This is a genomic window from Streptomyces sp. CA-251387 (assembly GCF_050936625.1).
Classification (GTDB): Bacteria; Actinomycetota; Actinomycetes; order Streptomycetales; family Streptomycetaceae; genus Streptomyces.
In genome coordinates this window covers 3,473,067-3,493,703 of the sequence record NZ_JBNJMJ010000001.1, presented here as the reverse complement: position 1 = coordinate 3,493,703, position 20,637 = coordinate 3,473,067, and the positions used below count along the sequence as shown (strand labels likewise).

Annotated in this window: 17 protein-coding genes; 9 read left to right on the top strand and 8 right to left on the bottom strand. The window is 71.1% G+C overall.

The annotated features are described in order from the left end of the window. Positions 1-66: 66 nt before the first annotated feature. On the top strand, positions 67-303 hold the full coding sequence (locus ACQEV2_RS15450) for a hypothetical protein (protein ID WP_433040644.1): 237 nt from the start codon (positions 67-69) through the stop codon (positions 301-303). A gap of 205 nt (positions 304-508) precedes the next feature. Here ACQEV2_RS15450 and ACQEV2_RS15445 read toward each other — a convergent pair whose 3' ends face one another. Further along, positions 509-1,558: a LacI family DNA-binding transcriptional regulator gene (locus ACQEV2_RS15445; protein WP_433040641.1), complete on the bottom strand. Its 1,050-nt coding sequence runs from the start codon at positions 1,556-1,558 to the stop codon at positions 509-511. Between the two features lie 271 nt (positions 1,559-1,829). Between ACQEV2_RS15445 and ACQEV2_RS15440 the strand changes: the two genes are divergently transcribed. From ACQEV2_RS15440 to ACQEV2_RS15420, 5 genes are all read left to right on the top strand, one after another. Beyond that, positions 1,830-2,987 (top strand): Gfo/Idh/MocA family protein, encoded by a 1,158-nt coding sequence (locus ACQEV2_RS15440; RefSeq protein WP_433040638.1) that lies wholly within the window; start codon positions 1,830-1,832, stop codon positions 2,985-2,987. Beyond that, a complete protein-coding gene (locus ACQEV2_RS15435) occupies positions 2,984-4,135 on the top strand; it encodes a dihydrodipicolinate synthase family protein (protein ID WP_433040635.1) in 1,152 nt (383 codons plus the stop codon). Before ACQEV2_RS15440 ends, ACQEV2_RS15435 begins: the two co-directional genes overlap by 4 nt. 44 nt (positions 4,136-4,179) lie before the next feature. Continuing rightward, positions 4,180-4,977 (top strand): sugar phosphate isomerase/epimerase family protein, encoded by a 798-nt coding sequence (locus ACQEV2_RS15430; RefSeq protein ID WP_433054462.1) that lies wholly within the window; start codon positions 4,180-4,182, stop codon positions 4,975-4,977. Between the two features lie 412 nt (positions 4,978-5,389). After that, positions 5,390-6,379 carry a hypothetical protein gene (locus ACQEV2_RS15425; protein ID WP_433040632.1) on the top strand — a complete coding sequence of 330 codons (990 nt, stop codon included), beginning with the start codon at positions 5,390-5,392 and terminating at the stop codon, positions 6,377-6,379. Then, positions 6,376-8,448 carry an NACHT domain-containing protein gene (locus ACQEV2_RS15420; protein WP_433040629.1) on the top strand — a complete coding sequence of 691 codons (2,073 nt, stop codon included), beginning with the start codon at positions 6,376-6,378 and terminating at the stop codon, positions 8,446-8,448. Before ACQEV2_RS15425 ends, ACQEV2_RS15420 begins: the two co-directional genes overlap by 4 nt. On the opposite strand, the gene ACQEV2_RS15415 is transcribed toward ACQEV2_RS15420, so the two are convergent. The 7 genes from ACQEV2_RS15415 to ACQEV2_RS15385 all read right to left on the bottom strand — a co-directional run bounded on the left by ACQEV2_RS15415 (position 8,352) and on the right by ACQEV2_RS15385 (position 15,884). After that, positions 8,352-9,113 (bottom strand): hypothetical protein, encoded by a 762-nt coding sequence (locus ACQEV2_RS15415; protein ID WP_433040626.1) that lies wholly within the window; start codon positions 9,111-9,113, stop codon positions 8,352-8,354. The genes ACQEV2_RS15420 and ACQEV2_RS15415 overlap by 97 nt on opposite strands. Before the next feature lie 242 nt (positions 9,114-9,355). Further along, entirely contained in the window at positions 9,356-9,742 is a 387-nt protein-coding gene (locus ACQEV2_RS15410) for a DUF937 domain-containing protein (protein WP_433040623.1), read from the bottom strand. 231 nt (positions 9,743-9,973) lie between these two features. Beyond that, positions 9,974-10,363: a D-ribose pyranase gene (rbsD, locus tag ACQEV2_RS15405; protein WP_250085840.1), complete on the bottom strand. Its 390-nt coding sequence runs from the start codon at positions 10,361-10,363 to the stop codon at positions 9,974-9,976. Further along, on the bottom strand, positions 10,360-11,262 hold the full coding sequence (locus tag ACQEV2_RS15400) for a ribokinase (protein WP_433040619.1): 903 nt from the start codon (positions 11,260-11,262) through the stop codon (positions 10,360-10,362). Before ACQEV2_RS15400 ends, rbsD begins: the two co-directional genes overlap by 4 nt. Before the next feature lie 119 nt (positions 11,263-11,381). Then, on the bottom strand, positions 11,382-13,337 hold the full coding sequence (locus ACQEV2_RS15395; protein ID WP_433040616.1) for an ABC transporter permease/substrate-binding protein: 1,956 nt from the start codon (positions 13,335-13,337) through the stop codon (positions 11,382-11,384). Beyond that, positions 13,327-14,868, bottom strand: a complete 1,542-nt coding sequence (locus ACQEV2_RS15390) for a sugar ABC transporter ATP-binding protein (protein WP_433040613.1) — start codon at positions 14,866-14,868, stop codon at positions 13,327-13,329. Before ACQEV2_RS15390 ends, ACQEV2_RS15395 begins: the two co-directional genes overlap by 11 nt. Beyond that, positions 14,865-15,884: a LacI family DNA-binding transcriptional regulator gene (locus tag ACQEV2_RS15385; RefSeq protein ID WP_433040610.1), complete on the bottom strand. Its 1,020-nt coding sequence runs from the start codon at positions 15,882-15,884 to the stop codon at positions 14,865-14,867. Before ACQEV2_RS15385 ends, ACQEV2_RS15390 begins: the two co-directional genes overlap by 4 nt. 284 nt (positions 15,885-16,168) lie before the next feature. Here ACQEV2_RS15385 and ACQEV2_RS15380 point away from each other — a divergent pair, with 284 nt between their 5' ends. The 3 genes from ACQEV2_RS15380 (at position 16,169) to ACQEV2_RS15370 (ending at position 20,237) form a co-directional block, all read left to right on the top strand. Then, positions 16,169-16,369 carry a hypothetical protein gene (locus ACQEV2_RS15380; RefSeq protein ID WP_433040607.1) on the top strand — a complete coding sequence of 67 codons (201 nt, stop codon included), beginning with the start codon at positions 16,169-16,171 and terminating at the stop codon, positions 16,367-16,369. A 52-nt stretch (positions 16,370-16,421) separates the two neighbouring features. Further along, a complete protein-coding gene (gene recD2, locus ACQEV2_RS15375; protein ID WP_433040604.1) occupies positions 16,422-18,683 on the top strand; it encodes an SF1B family DNA helicase RecD2 in 2,262 nt (753 codons plus the stop codon). Positions 18,684-18,947: 264 nt separating this feature from the next. After that, positions 18,948-20,237 carry a citrate synthase gene (locus ACQEV2_RS15370; RefSeq protein ID WP_004001096.1) on the top strand — a complete coding sequence of 430 codons (1,290 nt, stop codon included), beginning with the start codon at positions 18,948-18,950 and terminating at the stop codon, positions 20,235-20,237. Positions 20,238-20,637 lie beyond the last annotated feature (400 nt).

Genomic DNA, 20,637 nt, shown 5'->3' with positions numbered 1-20,637 from the left:
ATCGTGGTTCTGTCGTTGCTGGTCGTCGCGTACGCCGCGTTCCAGATACCGGTGTGGTGCGGAGCCGTGAACCGCAACGGCACATTTTGCCGGCGCAACGCTTCGGGCCTCTTGATGGGGTGCGACCTCCGCCAGCACCGATGGCAGAAGATGAAGATGATCGTCCTGCGCAGCAAGGCGGGGGATTTCTCAAGCGCGGTCTTCCCCACCGCCAAGGAGAAGTTCGCCGCGTTCATCGCGGTGGGCGGCCTCGGATCTGCTGTCGCGGCAGTGATCGTGCCCGTGATGACCGGCTCGAACTGAGCGCTGTGCTCGGCCGTACGGCCACAATCTGGGCAGTGGCGGCTGGGGAGTCGCTCACGCCGAGGCCGGTTGATGTGTCGAACCAGTCAGGTCAGGGCAAGCCGAAGGAGTATCCCTGGCTCCTGGTCCTCAACGCGGCCCAGGAGCTCGGAAGGTGGCGCCTGCTCCGCATGCGGTCAAGCGATCCCCAGCACGCCTCAGGGCGTCAGGAAGCCCGAGGCCCCCCGGAAGACCCCCGAACCATCAACTCCCCCCGAATCGTCGCGATCCCCCCGGGCGGCGGCTCCTCCCGCCCCATGGCGATCCGCCCGGCCCGCGCCCCCGCCTCCGCCAACGGCAACCGCACCGTCGTAAGAGAGGGCACCGCATCGATGCTGAACGGAAGGTCGTCGAACCCCGCCACCGACACGTCGTCCGGAATCCGCAGCCCGGAGTCCCGCAGCGCCGCACACGCCCCCAGCGCGACGGAGTCGTTCGCGGCGACCACGGCCGTCAGCGACGGATCCCGGCGCAGCAGCTCCAGCGTCGCCTCGTAACCGGACTGCCGGTCGTAGCGCCCGTGAACCGTCCAGCGCGCGTCCTCCTCGATGCCGTGCGCCTGCAGCGCGGCTCGGTGACCCTCCAGCCGGTGCCGGGTCGTCGTGCGCTCCTCCGGGCCCGCGATGTAGCCGAGCCGCCGGTGGCCCAGGCCGATCAGGTGCTCGGTCAGCTCGCGTCCGCCGCCGCGGTTGTCGAAGGTCAGCGCGATCGCGCCGGTGTCCGGGGCGGGGGGACGCCCGCACAGCACCACCCGCGTCCCGGCGTCCTCCAGCTTCCGCAGCTTGGCCGCGACCGCCGCCGCGTGCGGCGCGTCCTCGACGGCCCCGCCGGTCAGCACGACCGCCGCGGCGCGCTGCCGCTGCAGCAGGGTCAGGTACGTCAGCTCCCGCTCCGGGGAGCCGCCCGTGTTGCAGACCACCGCGAGCCGCTCGCCGCCCGCGCGGCCGCCCGGCCCGCCGATCTCGGACTGGATCGCGCTCGCCATGATCCCGAAGAAGGGGTCGGCGATGTCGTTGACCAGGATGCCGACCAGATCGGACGTCGCCGCGGCCAGCGCGCTAGCCGGTCCGTTCAGGACGTAGTCCAGCTCGTCCACCGCCCGCAGCACCCGCTCACGGGTGGTGGCGGCGACGGGGTAGTTCCCGTTCAGTACGCGCGACACCGTCGCGGGGGAGACCTGGGCGCGGGCCGCCACGTCCGCCAGGGTCACCGTCATCTCGTCGTCCTCCGGTCGCGCATCTCGTCGTACACCGCATCCGTGCTCGTAGACAGGCCGCCCGCGGCCCTTGGTTCCGAATGTGTCGAGCAGACCTTACGGCCAGAAACCCCCGTTGTTCGTCCCCTCGAACAACTCAACCTCGTCACGGTCTTGTCCAGACCGCTGCTCAGAGGCTAGCTTCTTATCTTATAGAAAGCGCTTGCTGCGACGCTCACCAGTGAAAGACGGGGCGATACGCGGCGCAGACCCCGCGTACGAAGGGAACGACGTGACACGCAAGACGGTGCGTATCGCCATGAACGGTGTGACGGGGCGCATGGGCTACCGCCAGCACCTGGTCCGCTCCATCCTGGCCATCCGCGAGCAGGGCGGTCTCGACCTCGGCGACGGCACCGTGCTGTGGCCGGAGCCGATCCTGGTCGGCCGCCGTGAGCACGCGCTGCAGGCGCTCGCCGAGCAGCACGGCCTGGACCCGGAGAACGTCTCGACCGACGTCGACGCGGTCCTCGCCGACCCGACCGTCGAGATCTACTTCGACGCCCAGGTCACCTCCGCCCGCGAGGAGGCGATCAAGAAGGCGATCGCCGCCGGCAAGCACATCTACACCGAGAAGCCGACCGCGACGGGGCTGGACGGCGCCCTGGAGCTCGCACGGCTGGCCGCCGGCGCCGGCATCAAGCACGGCGTCGTCCAGGACAAGCTCTTCCTCCCCGGCCTGCTGAAGCTGAAGCGGCTCATCGACGGCGGCTTCTTCGGCCGCATCCTGTCCGTCCGTGGCGAGTTCGGCTACTGGGTCTTCGAGGGCGACTGGCAGGCCGCGCAGCGCCCGTCCTGGAATTACCGAGCCGAGGACGGCGGTGGCATCGTTGTCGACATGTTCCCGCACTGGGAGTACGTGCTGCACGAGCTGTTCGGTCGCGTGAAGTCCGTCCAGGCCATCGCCACCACCCACATCCCGCAGCGCTGGGACGAGAACGGCAAGCCCTACGACGCCACCGCCGACGACGCCGCGTACGGCATCTTCGAGCTGGACGGCGGCGCGATCGCCCAGATCAACTCGTCGTGGGCCGTCCGCGTCAACCGCGACGAGCTGGTCGAGTTCCAGGTCGACGGCACCGAGGGCTCGGCGGTCGCCGGTCTGCGCAACTGCCGCGTCCAGCACCGCTCCCTCACCCCCAAGCCCGTCTGGAACCCGGACATCCCCGCCACCTACTCCTTCCGCGACCAGTGGCAGGAGGTCCCGGACAACGCCGACTTCGACAACGGCTTCAAGGCCCAGTGGGAGCTGTTCCTCAGGCACGTCTACGCCGACGCCCCCTACCACTGGGACCTCCTCGCCGGTGCCCGCGGCGTTCAGCTCGCCGAGCTGGGCCTGAAGTCCTCGGCGGAGGGCCGCCGTATCGACGTACCGGAGATCTCGCTGTGACCATCCACCTGCCCGACTCCCGGGGCGGCCTGCGGGCGTACGAGCCCCGCACCGAGCCGCTCGCCCTCACCCCGGGCGCGCCCTTCAGCTCCCGTACGGTCTTCTCGGCGGCGCACGTCGTCGCCGACCCCTTCGCCGACGTGTCCCCCGACTCATCCGCCGCCGTCGACTGGGACGCCACCCTCGCCTTCCGCCGCCACCTGTGGTCGCACGGGCTCGGCGTCGCGGAGGCCATGGACACCGCGCAGCGCGGGATGGGCCTGGACTGGGCCGGTGCCGCGGAACTCATCCGCCGGTCCGCCGCCGAGGCCAAGGCGGTCGGCGGCCGGATCGCCTGCGGTGTGGGCACCGACCAGATCGCCGCCGGTTCGCTCGCCGAGGTCCGGGCGGCGTACGAGGAGCAGCTCGCCGTCGTCGAGGAGAGCGGGGCGCAGGCGATCCTGATGGCCTCGCGTGCGCTGGCCGCGGCCGCTTCCGGCCCCGAGGACTATCTCGAGGTCTACGGCCACCTGCTCCGCCAGTCCGCCGAGCCGGTGATCCTGCACTGGCTGGGCCCGATGTTCGACCCGGCGCTGGAGGGCTACTGGGGGTCGAGCGACCTGGACGCGGCGACGGACACCTTCCTGGAGGTGATCTCGGCGCACCCCGACAAGGTCGACGGCATCAAGGTGTCGCTGCTGGACGCCCAGCGGGAGATCGACCTGCGCCGGCGTCTCCCCGACGGCGTGCGCTGCTACACGGGCGACGACTTCAACTACCCCGAGCTGATCGCGGGCGACGAGAAGGGCTTCAGCCACGCGCTGCTCGGCATCTTCGACCCGCTGGGACCGTTGGCGGCGGAGGCGGTACGGGTGCTCGACACGGGGAATGCGGCCGGCTTCCGTGAGCTGCTCGACCCGACCGTCGAGCTGTCCCGCCACCTCTTCCAGGCGCCCACCCGCTTCTACAAGACGGGCGTGGTCTTCCTGGCCTGGCTGGCCGGTCACCAGTCGCACTTCACCATGGTCGGCGGCCTGCAGTCGGCCCGCTCCCTCCCGCATTTCGCCCGCGCCTACGAACTCGCCGACGGCCTGGGCCTGTTCCCGGACCCGAAACTGGCCGAGGAGCGGATGAAGAACCTGCTGTCGCTGTACGGAGTGGCCCAGTGAGTCCTGTCAGCAACCCGGACCTCGCGCGTTTCTCGATCAACCAGATGACCGTCAAACAGCTGTCGATGCCCGAACTGGTCGAGGCCTGCGGTGAGTTGGGCGTGGTGAACGTCGGCCTGTGGCGCGAACCCGTCCAGTCGTACGGCCTGGAGGCGACGGCCAAGCTGGTCCGTGATGCCGGGCTGACCGTCACCACCCTGTGCCGCGGCGGCTTCTTCACGGCGATCGACCCGCGGGAGCGGGCCGCGGCGCTGGACGACAACCGGCGGGCGGTCGACGAGGCGGCGACGCTGGGCACGGAGGTGCTGGTCCTGGTGTCCGGCGGGCTGCCGGCCGGTTCCAAGGACCTGCACGGCGCGCGGGAGCGGATCGCCGACGCGCTGGGCGAGCTGGGCCCGTACGCCGAGGAGCGCGGCGTGAAGCTGGCCATCGAGCCGCTGCACCCGATGTACGCCGCCGACCGCTGCGTGGTGTCGACCCTGGCCCAGGCCCTGGACCTCGCGGAACGCTTCCCCGCCCAGCAGGTCGGCGTCACGGTGGACACGTACCACATCTGGTGGGACGACACGGCACCGGAGCAGATCGCCCGGGCGGGCGCCTCGGGCCGTATCCACACCTTCCAGCTCGCCGACTGGACGACCCCCTTGCCTCAGGGCGTGCTCACCGGGCGCGGCCAGCTCGGGGACGGGGCGATCGACATGCGCGAGTGGAAGGGCTACGTGGAGGCGGCCGGGTACGCGGGGGCCATCGAGGTCGAGCTGTTCAACGACGGGCTGTGGGCCCGGGACGGGCGGGAGGTGCTGGCGGAGACGGCTCAGCGCTTTTTGAGGCACGCGATCTGAGGAGCGCGTCGACGGGTTGCCGTGCGGGCGTGGAGCACCCGGTTGGCGTGGAGCACCTTGCGGCCGGCCCGGCGGGCGCCGAGCGGGCCGGCGTCGCGCAGCGCGGAGAGCGACCGCGACACGGCCGCAGGGTGCTGCCCGTCCGACGGGCCGGGCCGGTCGTGGAGGCGGGGGGCGTCCGGCCCGGACCCCCATCGGGCGCCCGCACGGACGGGCCGTCCCGGGCGCGGTGACCCGGCCCGTCCGGCGGACAGCGTGGAGGCGGGCCGACTGCCGCTGGGCGAGGGGGAGTTGGCGGTGGTCGAGGCGTGCCGGCGCCGTGTCCGACCGGCTCCTCCCGGTTGTCGCCGAACCGCTTTACCACCTGCTCACCCTTATGGGACCCTCGGATCCCTTGGGGGCGGGAGCGGGGATGCAGCAGAGGGTCGCTGAGGTCGGGGCTCTGGTGCGGAGTCTGAGGCTGGCCGTCGGGTTACCGGCTGCGGCGCGCGCCGCGTATCGGTCGCTTCCCGCGCTCACGGAGACGTACGAGCAGGTCGTCGCGCCGCTCGTCGCCGAGACCCTCGCCGATCCGCTGGAGCGCGCCCGCGTCGACGGCTCGCTGCGGGTGATGAGCGTGAAGTTCGGGCTGGCCATGCTGAGTTACGCGCGGCTGACCGGGCATCGGCCGCAGCCGGCCGTGGCCGTCCTCGCCGGTGCGGTCACCCGGCTCTACGACGACCTGATCGACGGGGGCGGCCCCGCCGACTCGGCCGCCGACGCCCGCCTCGGCGACCTCATGAGCAACCGGCCCTTCGTTCCCGGCACCGCCGCGGAGCTGCTGCTCGGGCGGCTCGTGTACGGGATCGAGCGGCAGCTGGCCCACCGGCCCGACGAGTCCGTGTTCATGGCGCTGGTCTCGCTGCACGAGTACCAGGTCCTGTCCCGTCGGCAACGCGAACCCGACGTCCCCCTCGACGCCCTGGAGAAGATCACCCGGGGCAAGGGCGCCGCCGCCCACCTCATCCTGTGCGGCCTGGTCAAGCCCCGTCTGGAGCCGGCCGAGCGGGAGTTGGTCATGGACCTCGGGGAGACCCTTCAGTCGCTCGACGACTACATGGATGCCGAGTTGGACCGGGGCAACGGTGTCACGACGCCGGTGTCGTGCGGCGCGCTGACCTTGCCGGGTATCGCGCGGCGCCTGCGGGCCGCCCGGCCCCGGCTGGCCGCCGTCCACGGCAGCCGGGCCGCCCGGCCGTACTGCGGGATGCTGTACTTCCTGCTCCTGCAGGCGTGGGTGAGCCGCAGGCTCCCGGTGCTGGGGCGGCTGGCCCGGCGCCCGGCCCGCCGTTCGGCCGTCCTGGCGTTCCTGTCCCGCGGGGAGGACGCGCTGCCGCCCGCCGCGCCGGAGGCCACGTCATGAACTGGGACCGGCAGGCCGCGGCGGTCCGTGCCGTCCTGGCCGTCGTCGTGGTGGCCACCGTCGTCGTGGTCGGGCTCGGGCTGCGCGACGGCGGTCCTGGGCCCGTCGAGCTGTGGTTCGCCCTGGTCGGCGTGGTGCTGCCCGTCGTCGGTATCGTCCTGCAGAGCCGCCGGCCGGGCGTCACCGTCGACGAGGCGGCCTCCGCGCTGGCCCAGAAGGTGACCCAGGAGTGGCGCAAGGAGAGCCGGTCCCGCGGGCTGTACGAGGAACGCCGGATGGCCGTGCGCTGGCGGCGCGAGCCGGGGTCCGAGCGGTCGTCCCAGCTCTCCGCCGAACTCCCCGACGAAGGCGTGCTCGACCAGCTGACCGGCGCCTTCACCCGGCACGCCCGTGCCGGACACCTGTCCCGGCTGGTGGTGACGGGTGAGCCCGGCGCCGGAAAGACCGCCCTGTGCGTGCTGCTCAGCCTGGAGCCCACCCAGCCCGGTGTCGTCCCGGTCCTCTTCCCGCTCTCCTCCTGGGACCCCACGTGCTCCCTGACCGACTGGATGACGGACGAACTCGCCAGGAACCACCCGGCCGTGGGGGAGCGGGTGAGGGACCGGCGGTTCGCCGAGGAACTGCTGCGGGAGCATGTGCTGCCCGTCCTCGACGGCCTGGACGAGGCGTCCGACCGCGCCGCCGCCCTCCACGCCATCCAGGAGGAACTCGTCGGCCGGTCCTTCGTCCTGACCTGCCGTGCGGCCGAGTTCGCCGGCCTGGAGCCCGGCCGGGTGCTGCGCGACGCGCTCGTCGTACGCCTGCAGCCGCTGCGCGCCGACGAGGCGGGAGGGGTCCTGGAACGGGCCGGCGGGGAGGGCATGGGGCCGCTGCTTGCCACGCTCGACGCGCATCCGGACGGTCCGGTGGCGCGGGCGCTGGAGACGCCGTTCATGCTGTCGCTGGCCGTGGCGCTCGGCGGTGCGCTGCCCGAGGAGCTGCTGAGGGCCGACGACGTGGACGCCGAGCAGCGGATCAAGCGGTATCTGCTGGGCAACTTCGTCACCGAGGCCTACCGGCGCACTCCCGACAACCCCAAGGTCCCCTTCCCCGCCGACGAGGCCTGGCGCTATCTGTCCTTCCTGGCACGGCAGGCCGAACCGGGCACCCACCGGTTCGCCTGGTGGCATCTGCACCGCTCGGTGCCGCGCGGGGTGTTCCTGGCCGTTGCCATGGCGAACGCCGCGCTCGCCTGCTCGGCCGCCGCCGTCATCCTCTTCGCCCTCTTCGAACGCCCCTGGCTGGGCCTGTGGATCGGGCTCGGTGCCGCCGTGGTCGGCGCGCTCGTCGTGGAACTGGTCCCGCAGGACGCCCCACGGCGGGCCAAGCCGCGGCTGCGTTCCGTACGGCCGCCCAGCCGCCACGCGCTGCAACGCGTCCTGGGTTTCGGGGCGATGGGCGGCGCCGCCTGCGCGGTGATCGTCGCCTTCTTGTACGAGCGCCCCGTGCACGTCGTCGTCAGCGCCCTGCTCAGCGGCCTCACCTTCGCCGCCGCCCGCTACTTCAGCGAGCCGAGCGACCCCCTGGAGGCCGTGACCCCCGTCAGCCTCCTGCGCTCCGACCGCACCACCATCCGCTACGCCTGGCTCACCGGCGCCGTCCCCGGGGCGCTGACCGGCGCCTACCTCGGTGCCGCGCTCAAGGAGGGCCGCAGAACACCGCAACTGGACGACGTGCACCTGATCGACGCACTGCCCAGCGCCGTGGAGGCGTTGCTGGGAGCGGCCTCGGGTGCGCTGCTCAGCTCCGTCGGGCTGGGGATGATGGCGCTCGGGTCCAGCGCGTGGGGGCGGTTCCTGCCGTCGCGTGCCTGGCTGGCGCTGCGCGGGCACACTCCGCGCCGGCTGATCCTCTTCGCCGAGGACGCCCGGGAGCGGGGGGTGCTGCGGCAGGTCAACGGCTACTACGAGTTCCGGCACTCACTGCTGCACCGTCACCTGGCCGACACCGGCGGCCCCGCTGCGCCCTCCCGGTCCCCGGCACCGGCAGCGGCCGCCGACACCAGGACCGGCCCCGCCAGCTCCCAGTAGGCCCGCCGAGCCGGGCGCCGGCCGGCCTCCAGCAGAGGCAGATACCGCGCCTGCGGGAAACGGACCCGGGCCTGCGCGCCGCCCGGCCGCACCGTGAGCAGCTCCAGCTCGGCCAGCTCCCGGCGGACCTCGGCGACGGCCGGCAACCGGTCGCGCCCCGTCGCCGCGCACACGAACTCCAGGGTCGCCCGGGAGTGCGTGCCCGACGCCCGCTCCCGGGCCCGCCGGTCCAGCAGCCGCCCCACCTGGTCGCCGCTGGTCAGGTCGTACACCCGGGCGAGGCCCGGCGTTTCGTCGGAACGGACGGAGCAGCGCAGGACCGGGAACTCGTGACCGCGCAGGGCGGCCGTCCGCTCGGCCAGCCAGCGGGGCTCATGGCGGTGCTGGATGCGCTCGAAGACCACCAGCAGCACCGCCCTCAGCAGCACCAGCACCCCCAGCAGGACCGCACAGCCGAGCGCGGCCGCCCGAACGTCCGGCGACAGCAGCCCGGTCAGCGTCAGGGCCGGCGGCAGCACCGCCCACCCGACGGTGACGCGCTGCGCCCGGGCGAACTCCGGTCGCGTGAGGCCGGTGGCGCGACGCCGCAGCAGGTCGGGAAACCTGTGCAGCGGCGCGAGTGCGACGGGCACTTCGGGCCGCAGCGGTCCGGGTTCACAGCTCATCGCCCCACCCGCCCGCTCTCCGTCGACGCCTTCGAGCCGATACGTACCCGGGTACCCGGTGACGCTACCGGCACGCCGGGCGAGCATCTCACGGGCCGGCCGGAATACGGCGTTCCTTCACGGCAGCGGGACCACGAGGCCCGGCCGACCCGTGCAGAGCACGACGCACACCAGGGACACCCGTTGCGAAACGCCGTCGGCCGCTCGTGCAGCTCACGCCGCCGCTCTCGCGCCCCGGATCACTATTTCCTGGCCGTCCGCTTCGTGAGCACCGCCAGCTCCACCGGAATCACCATCCCCACGACACGGGACACCGCATCCGGAGGCAGGCCCGTCCTGCGGGCCACCGCGTGCGCCACCGACTCGGCCTCCTCGGCCAGTACCCCGGCCATGAGGCCGCCCGTCGCGAAGCCGCCCAGCGTGGCCACGCCCGTGAGCGGGGCCTCGTGCGGTGTCGCGACGGCCTCCGCCTCGCCGGACAGGGCCGCCACCGTCGTACCGACCATCTGCCGGGCGCCCGTCTCGTCCGTGCCCAGCAGCCTCGCGATGTCCCCGATCCGGTCGTCGCCTAGCTCGTCGAGCACGTCGTCCTGGAGGGACGTGAGGGGGTTCTCGTCTACCTCTGACATGTCTGAAACGCTACGTCCGCCCAGATTCCTCGGCACGCCGAGCGCCGCCGGGATACGCCGCCGGGATGCGCCGAAAAAAATCCGTGGGGACCGTGCAACCCTTTCCCCACCTCGCGGGTCGTACTTGGCATCAGGACTCTTGGAGGGGGATCTGGGGGGATCGCGGGGGTTCTGATGGGAGGGGAAACCCGAGGGGCTCGGTCGACGGACCGGGCCCCTCGAAACGTTCGTTCAGAAGAAGACCCCGCAGCGCAGCAGCACATTCGCGTACGGCCGTGCCTCCCCCGTCCGTACGACCAGCCGCGCCCCGGCCGACAGCTCCTTCAGCCGCTCGTGCGTGACCAGCTCCAGCTCGGGAAACTCGCCCTCCAGCAGCGCGGCCGCCGCCGGATTGGCGTCCCGCATCTCCTTCGCCGCCGTCGCGCCCTCCACCACAAGCTCGGCCAGCAGACCGTCCAGCACCACGGCGAACGACGGCACCCCGGCCCGGAAGGCCAGGTCCACGACCCGGGGACCGTCCGGTATCGGCATGCCCGCGTCGCACACCAGCACGCCGTCGCCGTGGCCCAGCTCGGCCAGGGCTCCGGAGAGGTGACGGTTCAGGATGCCCGCCTTCTTCACAGCGCCTCGACCTCCGGCGCCGTGGGGAAGGAGTCCTGCGCGCCCTCCTTCGTGACCGCCGCCGCCCCGACCCGGGCCGCGTACGCCGCCGCCTCCGTCAGGGTCGAGCCCGTGCCGAGCTTCCAGGCCAGCGCGGCCGTGAACGCGTCGCCCGCGCCCGTGGTGTCCACCGCGTCCACCTTCACGGACGGAACCCGCGCCATCCCCGCCGAGGAGGCCACCAGCGCCCCCTGCTCGCCCAGGGTCACCACCACCGAGCGGGGCCCCTTGGCGAGCAGGATCCGCGCCCAGTCCTCCGGCGTCTCGCCCACCGCGGAGTCGCCGAGGATGACCTTCGCCTCGTGCTCGTTCACGATCAGCGGGTCGCAGGCCGCGAGCACTTCGGTCGGCAGCGGGCGGGGCGGGGAGGGGTTGAGGACGAAACGGCTGCCCTCCGCCAGGTTCCGCACGGCCTCCACGACCGCCTCCAGCGGGATCTCCAGCTGGGTGGAGACCACCCGTGACGCCTGGAAGAGGCTCGCGGCGGCCCGTACGTCCTGCGGGGTGAGCCGTCCGTTCGCCCCCGGCGAGACCACGATGCTGTTGTCCCCGGACGGGTCCACCGTGATCAGCGCGACGCCGGTCGGCGCGCCGCCGACCAGGACGCCCACCGTGTCGACGCCGGCCGCCCGCTGTGAGTCGAGCAGCAGCCGGCCGTACGCGTCGTCGCCGACGCGGGCCAGCAGGGCCGTACGGGCCCCGAGCCGGGCGGCCGCGACCGCCTGGTTCGCGCCCTTGCCGCCCGGGTGGACGGCCAGATCGGACCCGAGCACGGTCTCGCCGGCGCCCGGCCGGCGCTCGACACCGATCACCAGGTCGGCGTTGGCCGACCCTACGACCAGCAGGTCGTAGTCGTACATGAGGTTGCTCCCCTGATAGTCCCCGTAGTGACGTGCGGAGGGCGGCCGCCATGAGGCATGGGGCCTTCATGGGCTCATGCTCCTGCAACGGCCGCCCGCCCGTTCGCCGTTCGCCGATGTCAGCCGCCGAAGCCGGCCACGTTCTCCTTCGTGACCACCTTCACCGGCACCTTCACCGTCTCCTCGACCTTCTTGCCCTCGGCCGCCCGCACCGCGTTGTCCACCGCGATCCGCCCGAGCTGCTTGGGCTGCTGCGCGACGGACGCGTACAAGGTGCCCGCCTCGACCGCCTTCAGACCGTCCGGGGTGCCGTCGAAGCCGACGACCTGGACGGACGTGCCGGCCTTCGATCCCAGCGCCTTGATCGCGCCCAGGGCCATCTCGTCGTTCTCGGCGAAGACGCCGTCGATGTCGGGGTGGGCCTGGAGGAGGTTGGTCATGACGTCGAGGCCCTTGGTGCGGTCGAAGTCGGCCGGCTGCTTGGCGACGACCTTGATGCCCGGGTAGGCCTTCAGGCCCTCGGCGAAGCCCGCGCCGCGCTCACGGCTGGCGGACGTGCCGGCCTGGCCCTGCAGGATCACGATGGTGCCCTTGCCGCCCAGCTTCTCCGCGAGCGCCTGGGCGCCCAGCTTGCCGCCCTCGACGTTGTCGGAGGCCACCAGCGCCGCCGTGTCGGCCTTGTTGACGCCCCGGTCGACGCCCACGACCGGGATGTCGGCCTTGTTGGCGGCGCGGACCGAGGGGCCCGCCGCGTCCGAGTCCACCGGGTTCACGATGATCGAGCCGACGCCCTCGGAGGTGAAGTTCTGCAGCTGGTTGGCCTGCTGGGAGGCGTCGTTCTGCGCGTCGGTGACCGTCAGGTCGACGCCCAGCTTCTTCGCCTCGGCCTCCGCGCCGGCCCGGATCTGCACGAAGAACGGGTTGTTCAGGGTCGACAGCGACAGGCCGACCTTCTGCGTCGTCGCCGAGGACGAGCCGCTGTGCAGGAGGGACGTGGCCCCGACGATCGCCGCCGCGACGACGGCCGCGAGGACGTACGTGGCCGCCTGCTTGCCCTTGTTGCCGGGCGCTCCGGCACCCGCCGGCGCCGGGGTCGCCCCCGCCTTGCGCCGCACCGTGTCCAGCAGCACCGCCAGCGCGATGACGACGCCGATGACGACCTGCTGCCAGAAGGCGGACACGGAGAGGAGGTTGAGGCCGTTGCGCAGCACCGCCAGGATCAGCGCGCCGATCAGCGTGCCGGACGCCTTGCCGGTGCCGCCCGCGAGCGAGGCGCCGCCGATGACGACGGCCGCGATGGCGTCGAGCTCGTAGCCCTGCGCGGCCTGCGGCTGCGCGGAGGACAGGCGGGCGGCGAGCACGATGCCCGCGGCGGCGGCGAACAGACCGGAGAACGCGTAGATGGCGAGCTTCTGCTTCTTCACGCGCAGACCGGAGAGGCGGGCCGCCTCCTCGTTGCCGCCGATCGCGTACATCGAGCGGCCGATGTACGTCCGCCCCAGCACGAACGCCGTGATCAGACCCATGCCGACCATCACGAGGACGGGCACCGGCAGCCAGCCGCCGAGCGTGTCGCCGAGGTGCGAGACCGAGTCGGGGAAGGCGATCGGGGAGCCCTGCGAGATCACCAGGGACAGTCCGCGGGCCACCGACAGCATGGCCAGCGTGGCGATGAACGGCGGGAGTTTGCCGTACGAGATCAGGAAGCCGTTGACCAGACCGCACACTATGCCGGTCGCGACGGCCAGCAGTACGGCGAGGAAGACCGGGACGCCCTCCGAAGTGGCGCTCCAGGCGAGGACGGTGGCCGACAGGGCGGCGACCGAGCCGACCGACAGGTCGATGCCCGCCGAGACGATGACGAAGGTGACGCCGAAGGCGAGGATGGCGGTCACGGCCGCCTGGACGCCGACGTTGAGGAGGTTGTCGGCCGTCAGGAAGTCACCGGACAGCGCCGACATCGCGACGACGAGGACGATGAGCGCGGTGAGCGCCCCGTTGTCGAGCAGGAGGCGGCGCAGGCCGCCCGAGGCGTCACGCGCGCCCGTCGTGCTCTTGAGCGTGTCAGTGGCCACGGGAGGCCTCCGTTCCGGTCTTCGATTCGGTCTGCTGAGGGGTGGAAGTGCTGACGGCGAGCGCCATCACGGCGTCCTGGGTGGCCTCGTCGGCCGCGAGTTCGCCCGCGATCCGGCCCTGGGCCATCACCAGGACCCGGTCGCTCATGCCGAGGACCTCCGGCAGATCGCTGGAGATCATGAGCACGGCGGCGCCCTGGGCGGTGAGTTCATTGATGAGCTGGTAGATCTCGACCTTGGCGCCTACGTCGATGCCGCGCGTCGGCTCGTCGAGGATCAGCACCTTGGTGTCGGCGAGCAGCCACTTGCCGATGACGACCTTCTGCTGGTTGCCGCCGGAGAGCGTGCGCACATGCTGCCCGAGGCCCGCCATCCGCACGCCGAGCTGCCCGGCGATCCGCGCGGCGGCCTCCCGCTGGCCCTTGAGGTCGACGAGCCCCGCGCGCGTGGCCGAGCGCAGCGTCACCAGGCCCAGGTTCTCCTCGACGGACGCGTCCAGCACCAGGCCCTGGCCCTTGCGGTCCTCGGGGATCAGGCCGATGCCCGCGGTCATCGCCGCGTTGACGTCGTACTTGGCGATCGAGCTGCCGGCGACCTTCACGGTGCCCTTGTCGTACGGATCGGCCCCGAACACCGCCCGCACGACCTCGGTCCGCCCGGCGCCGACCAGCCCCGCGATGCCGACCACCTCACCGGCGTGCACCCGGAAGCTCACGTCGTGGAAGACGCCGTCCCTGGTCAGCCCGTCGACGGTGAGCAACGCGGCACCCTGCTCGGCCCGTTCGCGCGGGTACTGCTGCTCGATCGAGCGCCCCACCATCAGCCGTACGAGCTCGTCCTCGGGCGTGGACGCCGGGACCTGCCCGACGCTCCTGCCGTCCCGGATGACCGTCACCCGGTCGCCCAGGGCGGCGATCTCCTCCAGGTGATGGGTGATGAAGACGATCCCGACGCCGTCCTCGCGCAGCTTGCGCACGATCGCGAACAGCTTGTCGACCTCCTCGGAGGTCAGCACGGCCGTCGGCTCGTCCATGATCAGCACGCGGGCGTTCAGGCTGAGCGCCTTCGCGATCTCGACCATCTGCAGGCGGGCGATGCCGAGTTCACGGACACGCGCGCGTGGGGACACGTGGACGCCGACCCGCTTCAGCAGGACTTCGGCGTCGGCCTCCATCCTCTTCCGGTCGATCATCCCGAAGCGGCGCGGCTGGCGCCCCAGGAAGATGTTCTCGGCGACCGTCAGATCGGGAACGAGGTTGAACTCCTGGTAGATGGTGGCGATCCCGAGGCGCTCGGAGTCCTGCGCACCGTGGATGCGCGTCTCCCCGCCGCCGACCAGGATCCGCCCGGCGTCGGGGGTGTAGGCACCGGAGAGCATCTTGATCAGCGTGCTCTTGCCCGCGCCGTTCTCACCGAGCAGCACATGCACCTCGCCCCGGCGCAGATCGAAGTCGACGCCGTCCAGCGCGACCACGCCCGGGAAGGTCTTCCGTATGCCCTCGATGCGCAGCAACTCGTCCGGGTTGCTCACGACGTGCTCCTTTGCACTGGGGTGGGGTTCTCGCCGCACGAGCGGCGTACGACGAGACGGGCGGGGAGGGTGACGGACTCGCCGGGCCGTCCCTCGATGCGGTCGACCAGCGCCCGTACGGCGGCCCGGCCCAGCTCGCCCGTGGGCTGGGCGATCGCGGTGATCGGCGGATCGGTGTGCACGAACCACCGGATGTCGTCGAACGCGGCCAGCGCGATGTCGTCCGGCACGCGCAGCCCACGCGCGCGTACGGCGTCCAGCGCGCCGAGCGCCATCAGGTTGTCGGCGGCGAAGACGGCCTCGGGCGGCTCGGGCAGGTCGAGGAACCCCTCGGTGACCCGCCGCCCGCTGTCGGCCTGGAAGTCGCCCTGGCCTATGTAGGCGTCGGGGAGTTCGAGGCCGTACGCGGCGAGCGCCTCCCTGAAGGCCTCGACACGCTCCCGTCCGGTCGTGGTGGCCGCGGGGCCCGCGATGATGGCGAGCCTGCGATGCCCCAGCCCGTGCAGATGTGCCACGAGATCCCGTACGGCCGCCTGTCCGTCCGCTCGCACCACCGGCACGTCCACGCCCGGGATCCACCGGTCCACGAAGACCATCGGCGTCCCCGCGCGCGCGGCGTCCAGCATCAGCGGCGAGCCGCCGTCGGTGGGGGAGACCAGCAGGCCGTCGATACGGCGGTCCAGCAGGTTCCGTACGTGGTGGTCCTGGAGGGCGGGCCGCTCGTCGGCGTTGCCGATGATGACGCTGTAGCCGAGCGCGCGGGCCTCCTCCTCGACGGAGCGGGCCAGTTCGGTGAAGTACGGGTTCAGCACGTCGCTGATGACCAGGCCGAGGGTGTGGGTCTGGTCGGTGCGCAGGGAACGGGCGACGGCGTTCGGGCGGTAGCCCAGGGTCTCGACGGCGGCCAGCACGCGCGTGCGTGCCTCGGCGCTGACCGACGGATGGTCGTTCAGGACGCGCGAGACCGTGGCGACGGAGACGCCCGCCTCGGCAGCGACGTCCTTGATGCTCGCCATCGCCGCTCCACCTCCTTGTGGATCGTTCGGTCGTTCTGTGATCGATGCTCGTGGAATCGATTACATCGACGTGTACGGAGGATTGGAATCGATTACACCGGGGTTAATCAAGCCCTCAACCACATCCCGAGACCGGATCGTGATGAGGCGCGCGGTGTACGGCCCACACACCCGGCCGCACTCCCTGCCGTGCTCCTGCGCGCCGTTTCCCGCCTGTTCCGCCCGGAGAGTGTTCAGTCACCGCTCCATCCGCACAGCAATGAAGCGAGGCTCCCATGGCCTGTATGCGGCACCGGCTGACCATCTTCACCCTGTCCGTCGTGGCGGCCTTCGCCACAGTCCTGGTCGGCAGCAGTCCGGCCTCGGCCCAGGTGGTGGAGGGCAGACTGTGCACAGACGGAAGCGCAAGCCTCGACGCCCTCGGGACCCACCTCCGGGTCGGGCGTGGCGCGCAGGACGACTGCATCGGCTTCAGCGTCGGCTGAGCAGCTGATCGCCCCGGCCCCCGCTGTCGGTGCCGACGGGTACCGTCGGATCATGTCCAATCAGGCGGGGGCATCCCAGGCGGGCGAGCGGCGACTGGCCACGCTGGAAGGCGTGCTCGAACGCATCACGTACGCCAACGAGGAGAACGGCTACACGGTCGCCCGCGTCGACACCGGCCGGGGCGGCGGCGACCTCCTCACGGTCGTCGGCGCGCTGCTCGGCGCCCAGGTCGGTGAGTCGCTGCGGATGGAGGGGCGTTGGGGCTCCCACCCGCAGTACGGCAAGCAGTTCACCGTCGAGAACTACACGACCGTGCTGCCGGCCACCGTCCAGGGCATCCGCCGCTATCTCGGCTCGGGCCTGGTCAAGGGCATCGGCCCGGTCTTCGCCGACCGCATCACCCAGCACTTCGGCCTGGACACCCTGAAGATCATCGAGGAGGAGCCCAAGCGCCTCATCGAGGTCCCCGGCCTCGGCCCCAAGCGCACCAAGAAGATCGCCGACGCCTGGGAGGAACAGAAGGCGATCAAGGAGGTCATGCTCTTCCTCCAGACGGTCGAGGTGTCGACGTCGATCGCCGTGCGCATCTACAAGAAGTACGGCGACGCCTCGATCTCCGTCGTGAAGAACCAGCCGTACCGGCTGGCGGCCGACGTCTGGGGCATCGGCTTCCTCACCGCCGACAAGATCGCCCAGTCCGTCGGCATCCCGCACGACAGCCCGGAGCGCGTCAAGGCGGGCCTGCAGTACGCGCTGTCGCAGGCCACCGACCAGGGCAACTGCTACCTCCCCGAGGAGCAGCTGATCGCGGACGCGGTGAAGCTCCTCCAGGTCGACACCGGGCTCGTCATCGAGTGCCTGGCGGAGCTGGCCCAGGTCCCGGAGGACGGCGGCGACCCCGGTGTCGTACGGGAGAAGGTCCCCGGTCCCGACGACGGCTCCGACCATCCCGTGACCGCCGTCTACCTCGTCCCCTTCCACCGCGCCGAACTCTCCCTCTCCGCCCAGCTGTTGCGCCTGCTGCGCACCGACGAGGACCGGATGCCGGGCTTCCATGACGTGGCCTGGGACAAGGCGCTGGGCTGGCTGAAGGGCCGTACGGGCGCGGACCTGGCCCCCGAGCAGGAGGCCGCCGTCAAGCTGGCCCTGACGAAGAAGGTCGCCGTCCTGACCGGCGGCCCCGGCTGCGGCAAGTCGTTCACCGTGCGCTCGATCGTCGAGCTGGCCCGCGCCAAGAAGGCCAGAGTCGTGCTGGCCGCCCCCACCGGCCGCGCCGCCAAGCGCCTCGCCGAGCTCACCGGAGCCGAGGCCTCCACCGTCCACCGGCTCCTGGAGCTCAAGCCCGGCGGTGACGCGGCGTACGACAAGGACCGTCCCCTCCAGGCCGACCTGGTGGTGGTCGACGAGGCGTCCATGCTGGACCTGCTGCTCGCCAACAAGCTGGTCAAGGCCGTACCGCCGGGCGCCCATCTGCTCTTCGTGGGGGATGTCGACCAACTGCCCAGCGTCGGCGCGGGGGAGGTCCTCAGGGATCTGCTCGCCGACGGCAGCCCCATCCCCGCCGTGCGCCTCACGCGCGTGTTCCGCCAGGCCCAGCAGTCCGGCGTGGTGACCAATGCCCACCGGATCAACGCCGGGCAGCACCCCGTCACCGACGGCATGAAGGACTTCTTCCTCTTCGTCGAGGACGACACGGAGGCGGCCGGACGGCTCACGGTGGACGTGGCGGCCCGTCGTATTCCGGCCAAGTTCGGGCTCGACCCGCGCCGGGACGTCCAGGTCCTCGCCCCCATGCACCGCGGTCCGGCCGGCGCGGGCACGCTGAACGGCCTGCTCCAGCAGGCCATCACTCCCGGACGCCCCGATCTGCCGGAGAAGCGGTTCGGCGGCCGGGTCTTCCGAGTCGGCGACAAGGTCACCCAGATTCGCAACAATTACGAGAAGGGGAAGAACGGTGTCTTCAACGGCACCGTGGGCGTGGTCACCTCGCTCGACCCGGTCGACCAGCGCCTCACGGTGCTGACGGACGAGGACGAGGAGGTCCCGTACGAATTCGACGAACTGGACGAACTCGCGCATGCGTACGCGGTGACCATTCACCGCTCACAGGGAAGTGAATATCCCGCTGTGGTGATCCCCGTCACCACCGGAGCATGGATGATGCTCCAGCGGAACCTGCTGTACACGGCCGTGACCCGCGCCAAGCAACTGGTTGTCCTCGTGGGCTCACGCAAGGCGATCGGCCAGGCCGTGCGCACGGTGTCGGCGGGGCGGCGCTGCACGGCGCTCGACTTCCGGCTCGCGGGCTTCTGACCTGCTTCCGGCCCGCTGCCGGGTCGCCCTCCTGACCTGGCGATTCGTGAGACATCGAAAAAAATGATCGATCAAACGAGTCGTGAAGGTCACAGAGCACTTCCAGATGGGGAAAACAGCGGGCAGGATGACAGGTTGGCGGCACTGAGTGCCGCCGATAGGCCCAATGGTCGACCCCGAGTGCACTCTCCTGAGCCGAATGGGGGAGGGTAGAGACAGTCAGGGCAACCTCGAAGATGAGGCACAACGTCGGTGAGGGAAGACGTGAGCGACAACTCTGTAGTACTGCGGTACGGCGACGGCGAGTACACCTACCCGGTGATTGACAGCACCGTCGGCGACAAGGGCTTCGACATCGGCAAACTCCGCGCCCAGACCGGTCTGGTGACGCTGGACAGCGGGTACGGCAACACCGCCGCCTACAAATCCGCCATCACCTACCTCGACGGCGAGGCGGGGATCCTCCGGTACCGCGGCTACCCGATCGAGCAGCTGGCCGAGCGCTCCACCTTCCTGGAGGTGGCCTACCTGCTGATCAACGGTGAGCTGCCGACCGTCGACGAGCTCTCGACGTTCAAGAACGACATCACCCAGCACACCCTGCTGCACGAGGACGTCAAGAACTTCTACAAGGGCTTCCCGCGCGACGCCCACCCGATGGCCATGCTGTCCTCGGTCGTCTCGGCGCTGTCCACCTTCTACCAGGACAGCCACAACCCGTTCGACGAGACGCAGCGCAACCTCTCCACGATCCGTCTGCTCGCCAAGCTCCCGACGATCGCGGCGTACGCGTACAAGAAGTCGATCGGCCACCCGTTCGTCTACCCGCGCAACGACCTCGGTTACGTCGAGAACTTCCTGCGCATGACCTTCTCGGTGCCGGCGCAGGAGTACGAGCTCGACCCGATCGTCGTCTCTGCCCTGGACAAGCTGCTCATCCTGCACGCCGACCACGAGCAGAACTGTTCGACGTCGACGGTCCGCCTGGTGGGCTCGTCCCAGGCCAACATGTTCGCGTCGATCTCGGCCGGCATCAACGCGCTGTGGGGCCCGCTGCACGGTGGCGCCAACCAGTCCGTGCTGGAGATGCTGGAGGGCATCCGCGACGCCGGCGGCGACGTCGACTCCTTCATCCGCAAGGTGAAGAACAAGGAGGACGGCGTCCGCCTGATGGGCTTCGGCCACCGGGTCTACAAGAACTTCGACCCGCGCGCCAAGATCATCAAGGCCGCCGCGCACGACGTCCTCTCGGCCCTCGGCAAGTCCGACGAGCTGCTGGACATCGCCCTGAAGCTGGAGGAGCACGCGCTCTCCGACGACTACTTCGTCTCGCGCAGCCTCTACCCGAACGTCGACTTCTACACCGGCCTGATCTACCGCGCCATGGGCTTCCCGACCGAGATGTTCACGGTCCTGTTCGCCCTCGGCCGCCTCCCGGGCTGGATCGCCCAGTGGCACGAGATGATCAAGGAGCCGGGCTCCCGCATCGGCCGCCCGCGCCAGATCTACACGGGTGTCGTGGAGCGCGACTTCGTTCCCGTCGAGGAGCGCTGACGCCTGCCGGCGGGAGTGCCGTTCGCCTGAGAGCTCGCCGTTGAAGGAGCGTGGGCGACTGCGGGCCGTTGTGGTTGGTCGCGCAGTTCCCCGCGCCCCTTTTGGGGCGCTGTACCTCCGTAGGCACAAAGAAGAAGGCGCCCTGGCGCCGGTCCCCCCACGGGCCGACGTCCAGGGCGCCTTCCCATGTCCCGGTGCGGATTCCCCCCACGGGATCCGGCCGGGCGTCTGAGAGAGCAGCGCCTGAATCGCTGTCTTTCGGTACTGCTTTGAGCAGAACGAGCAGAACTCGACGTACTCATCTATGTGGTTGTCTGTGCGATCTGCCGGGACAGCGCACGCCCGGGAGGGCCGCTCAAAGCTTCCCGACGTACGTGCCCCGGCAACGCAACTCTGAGGA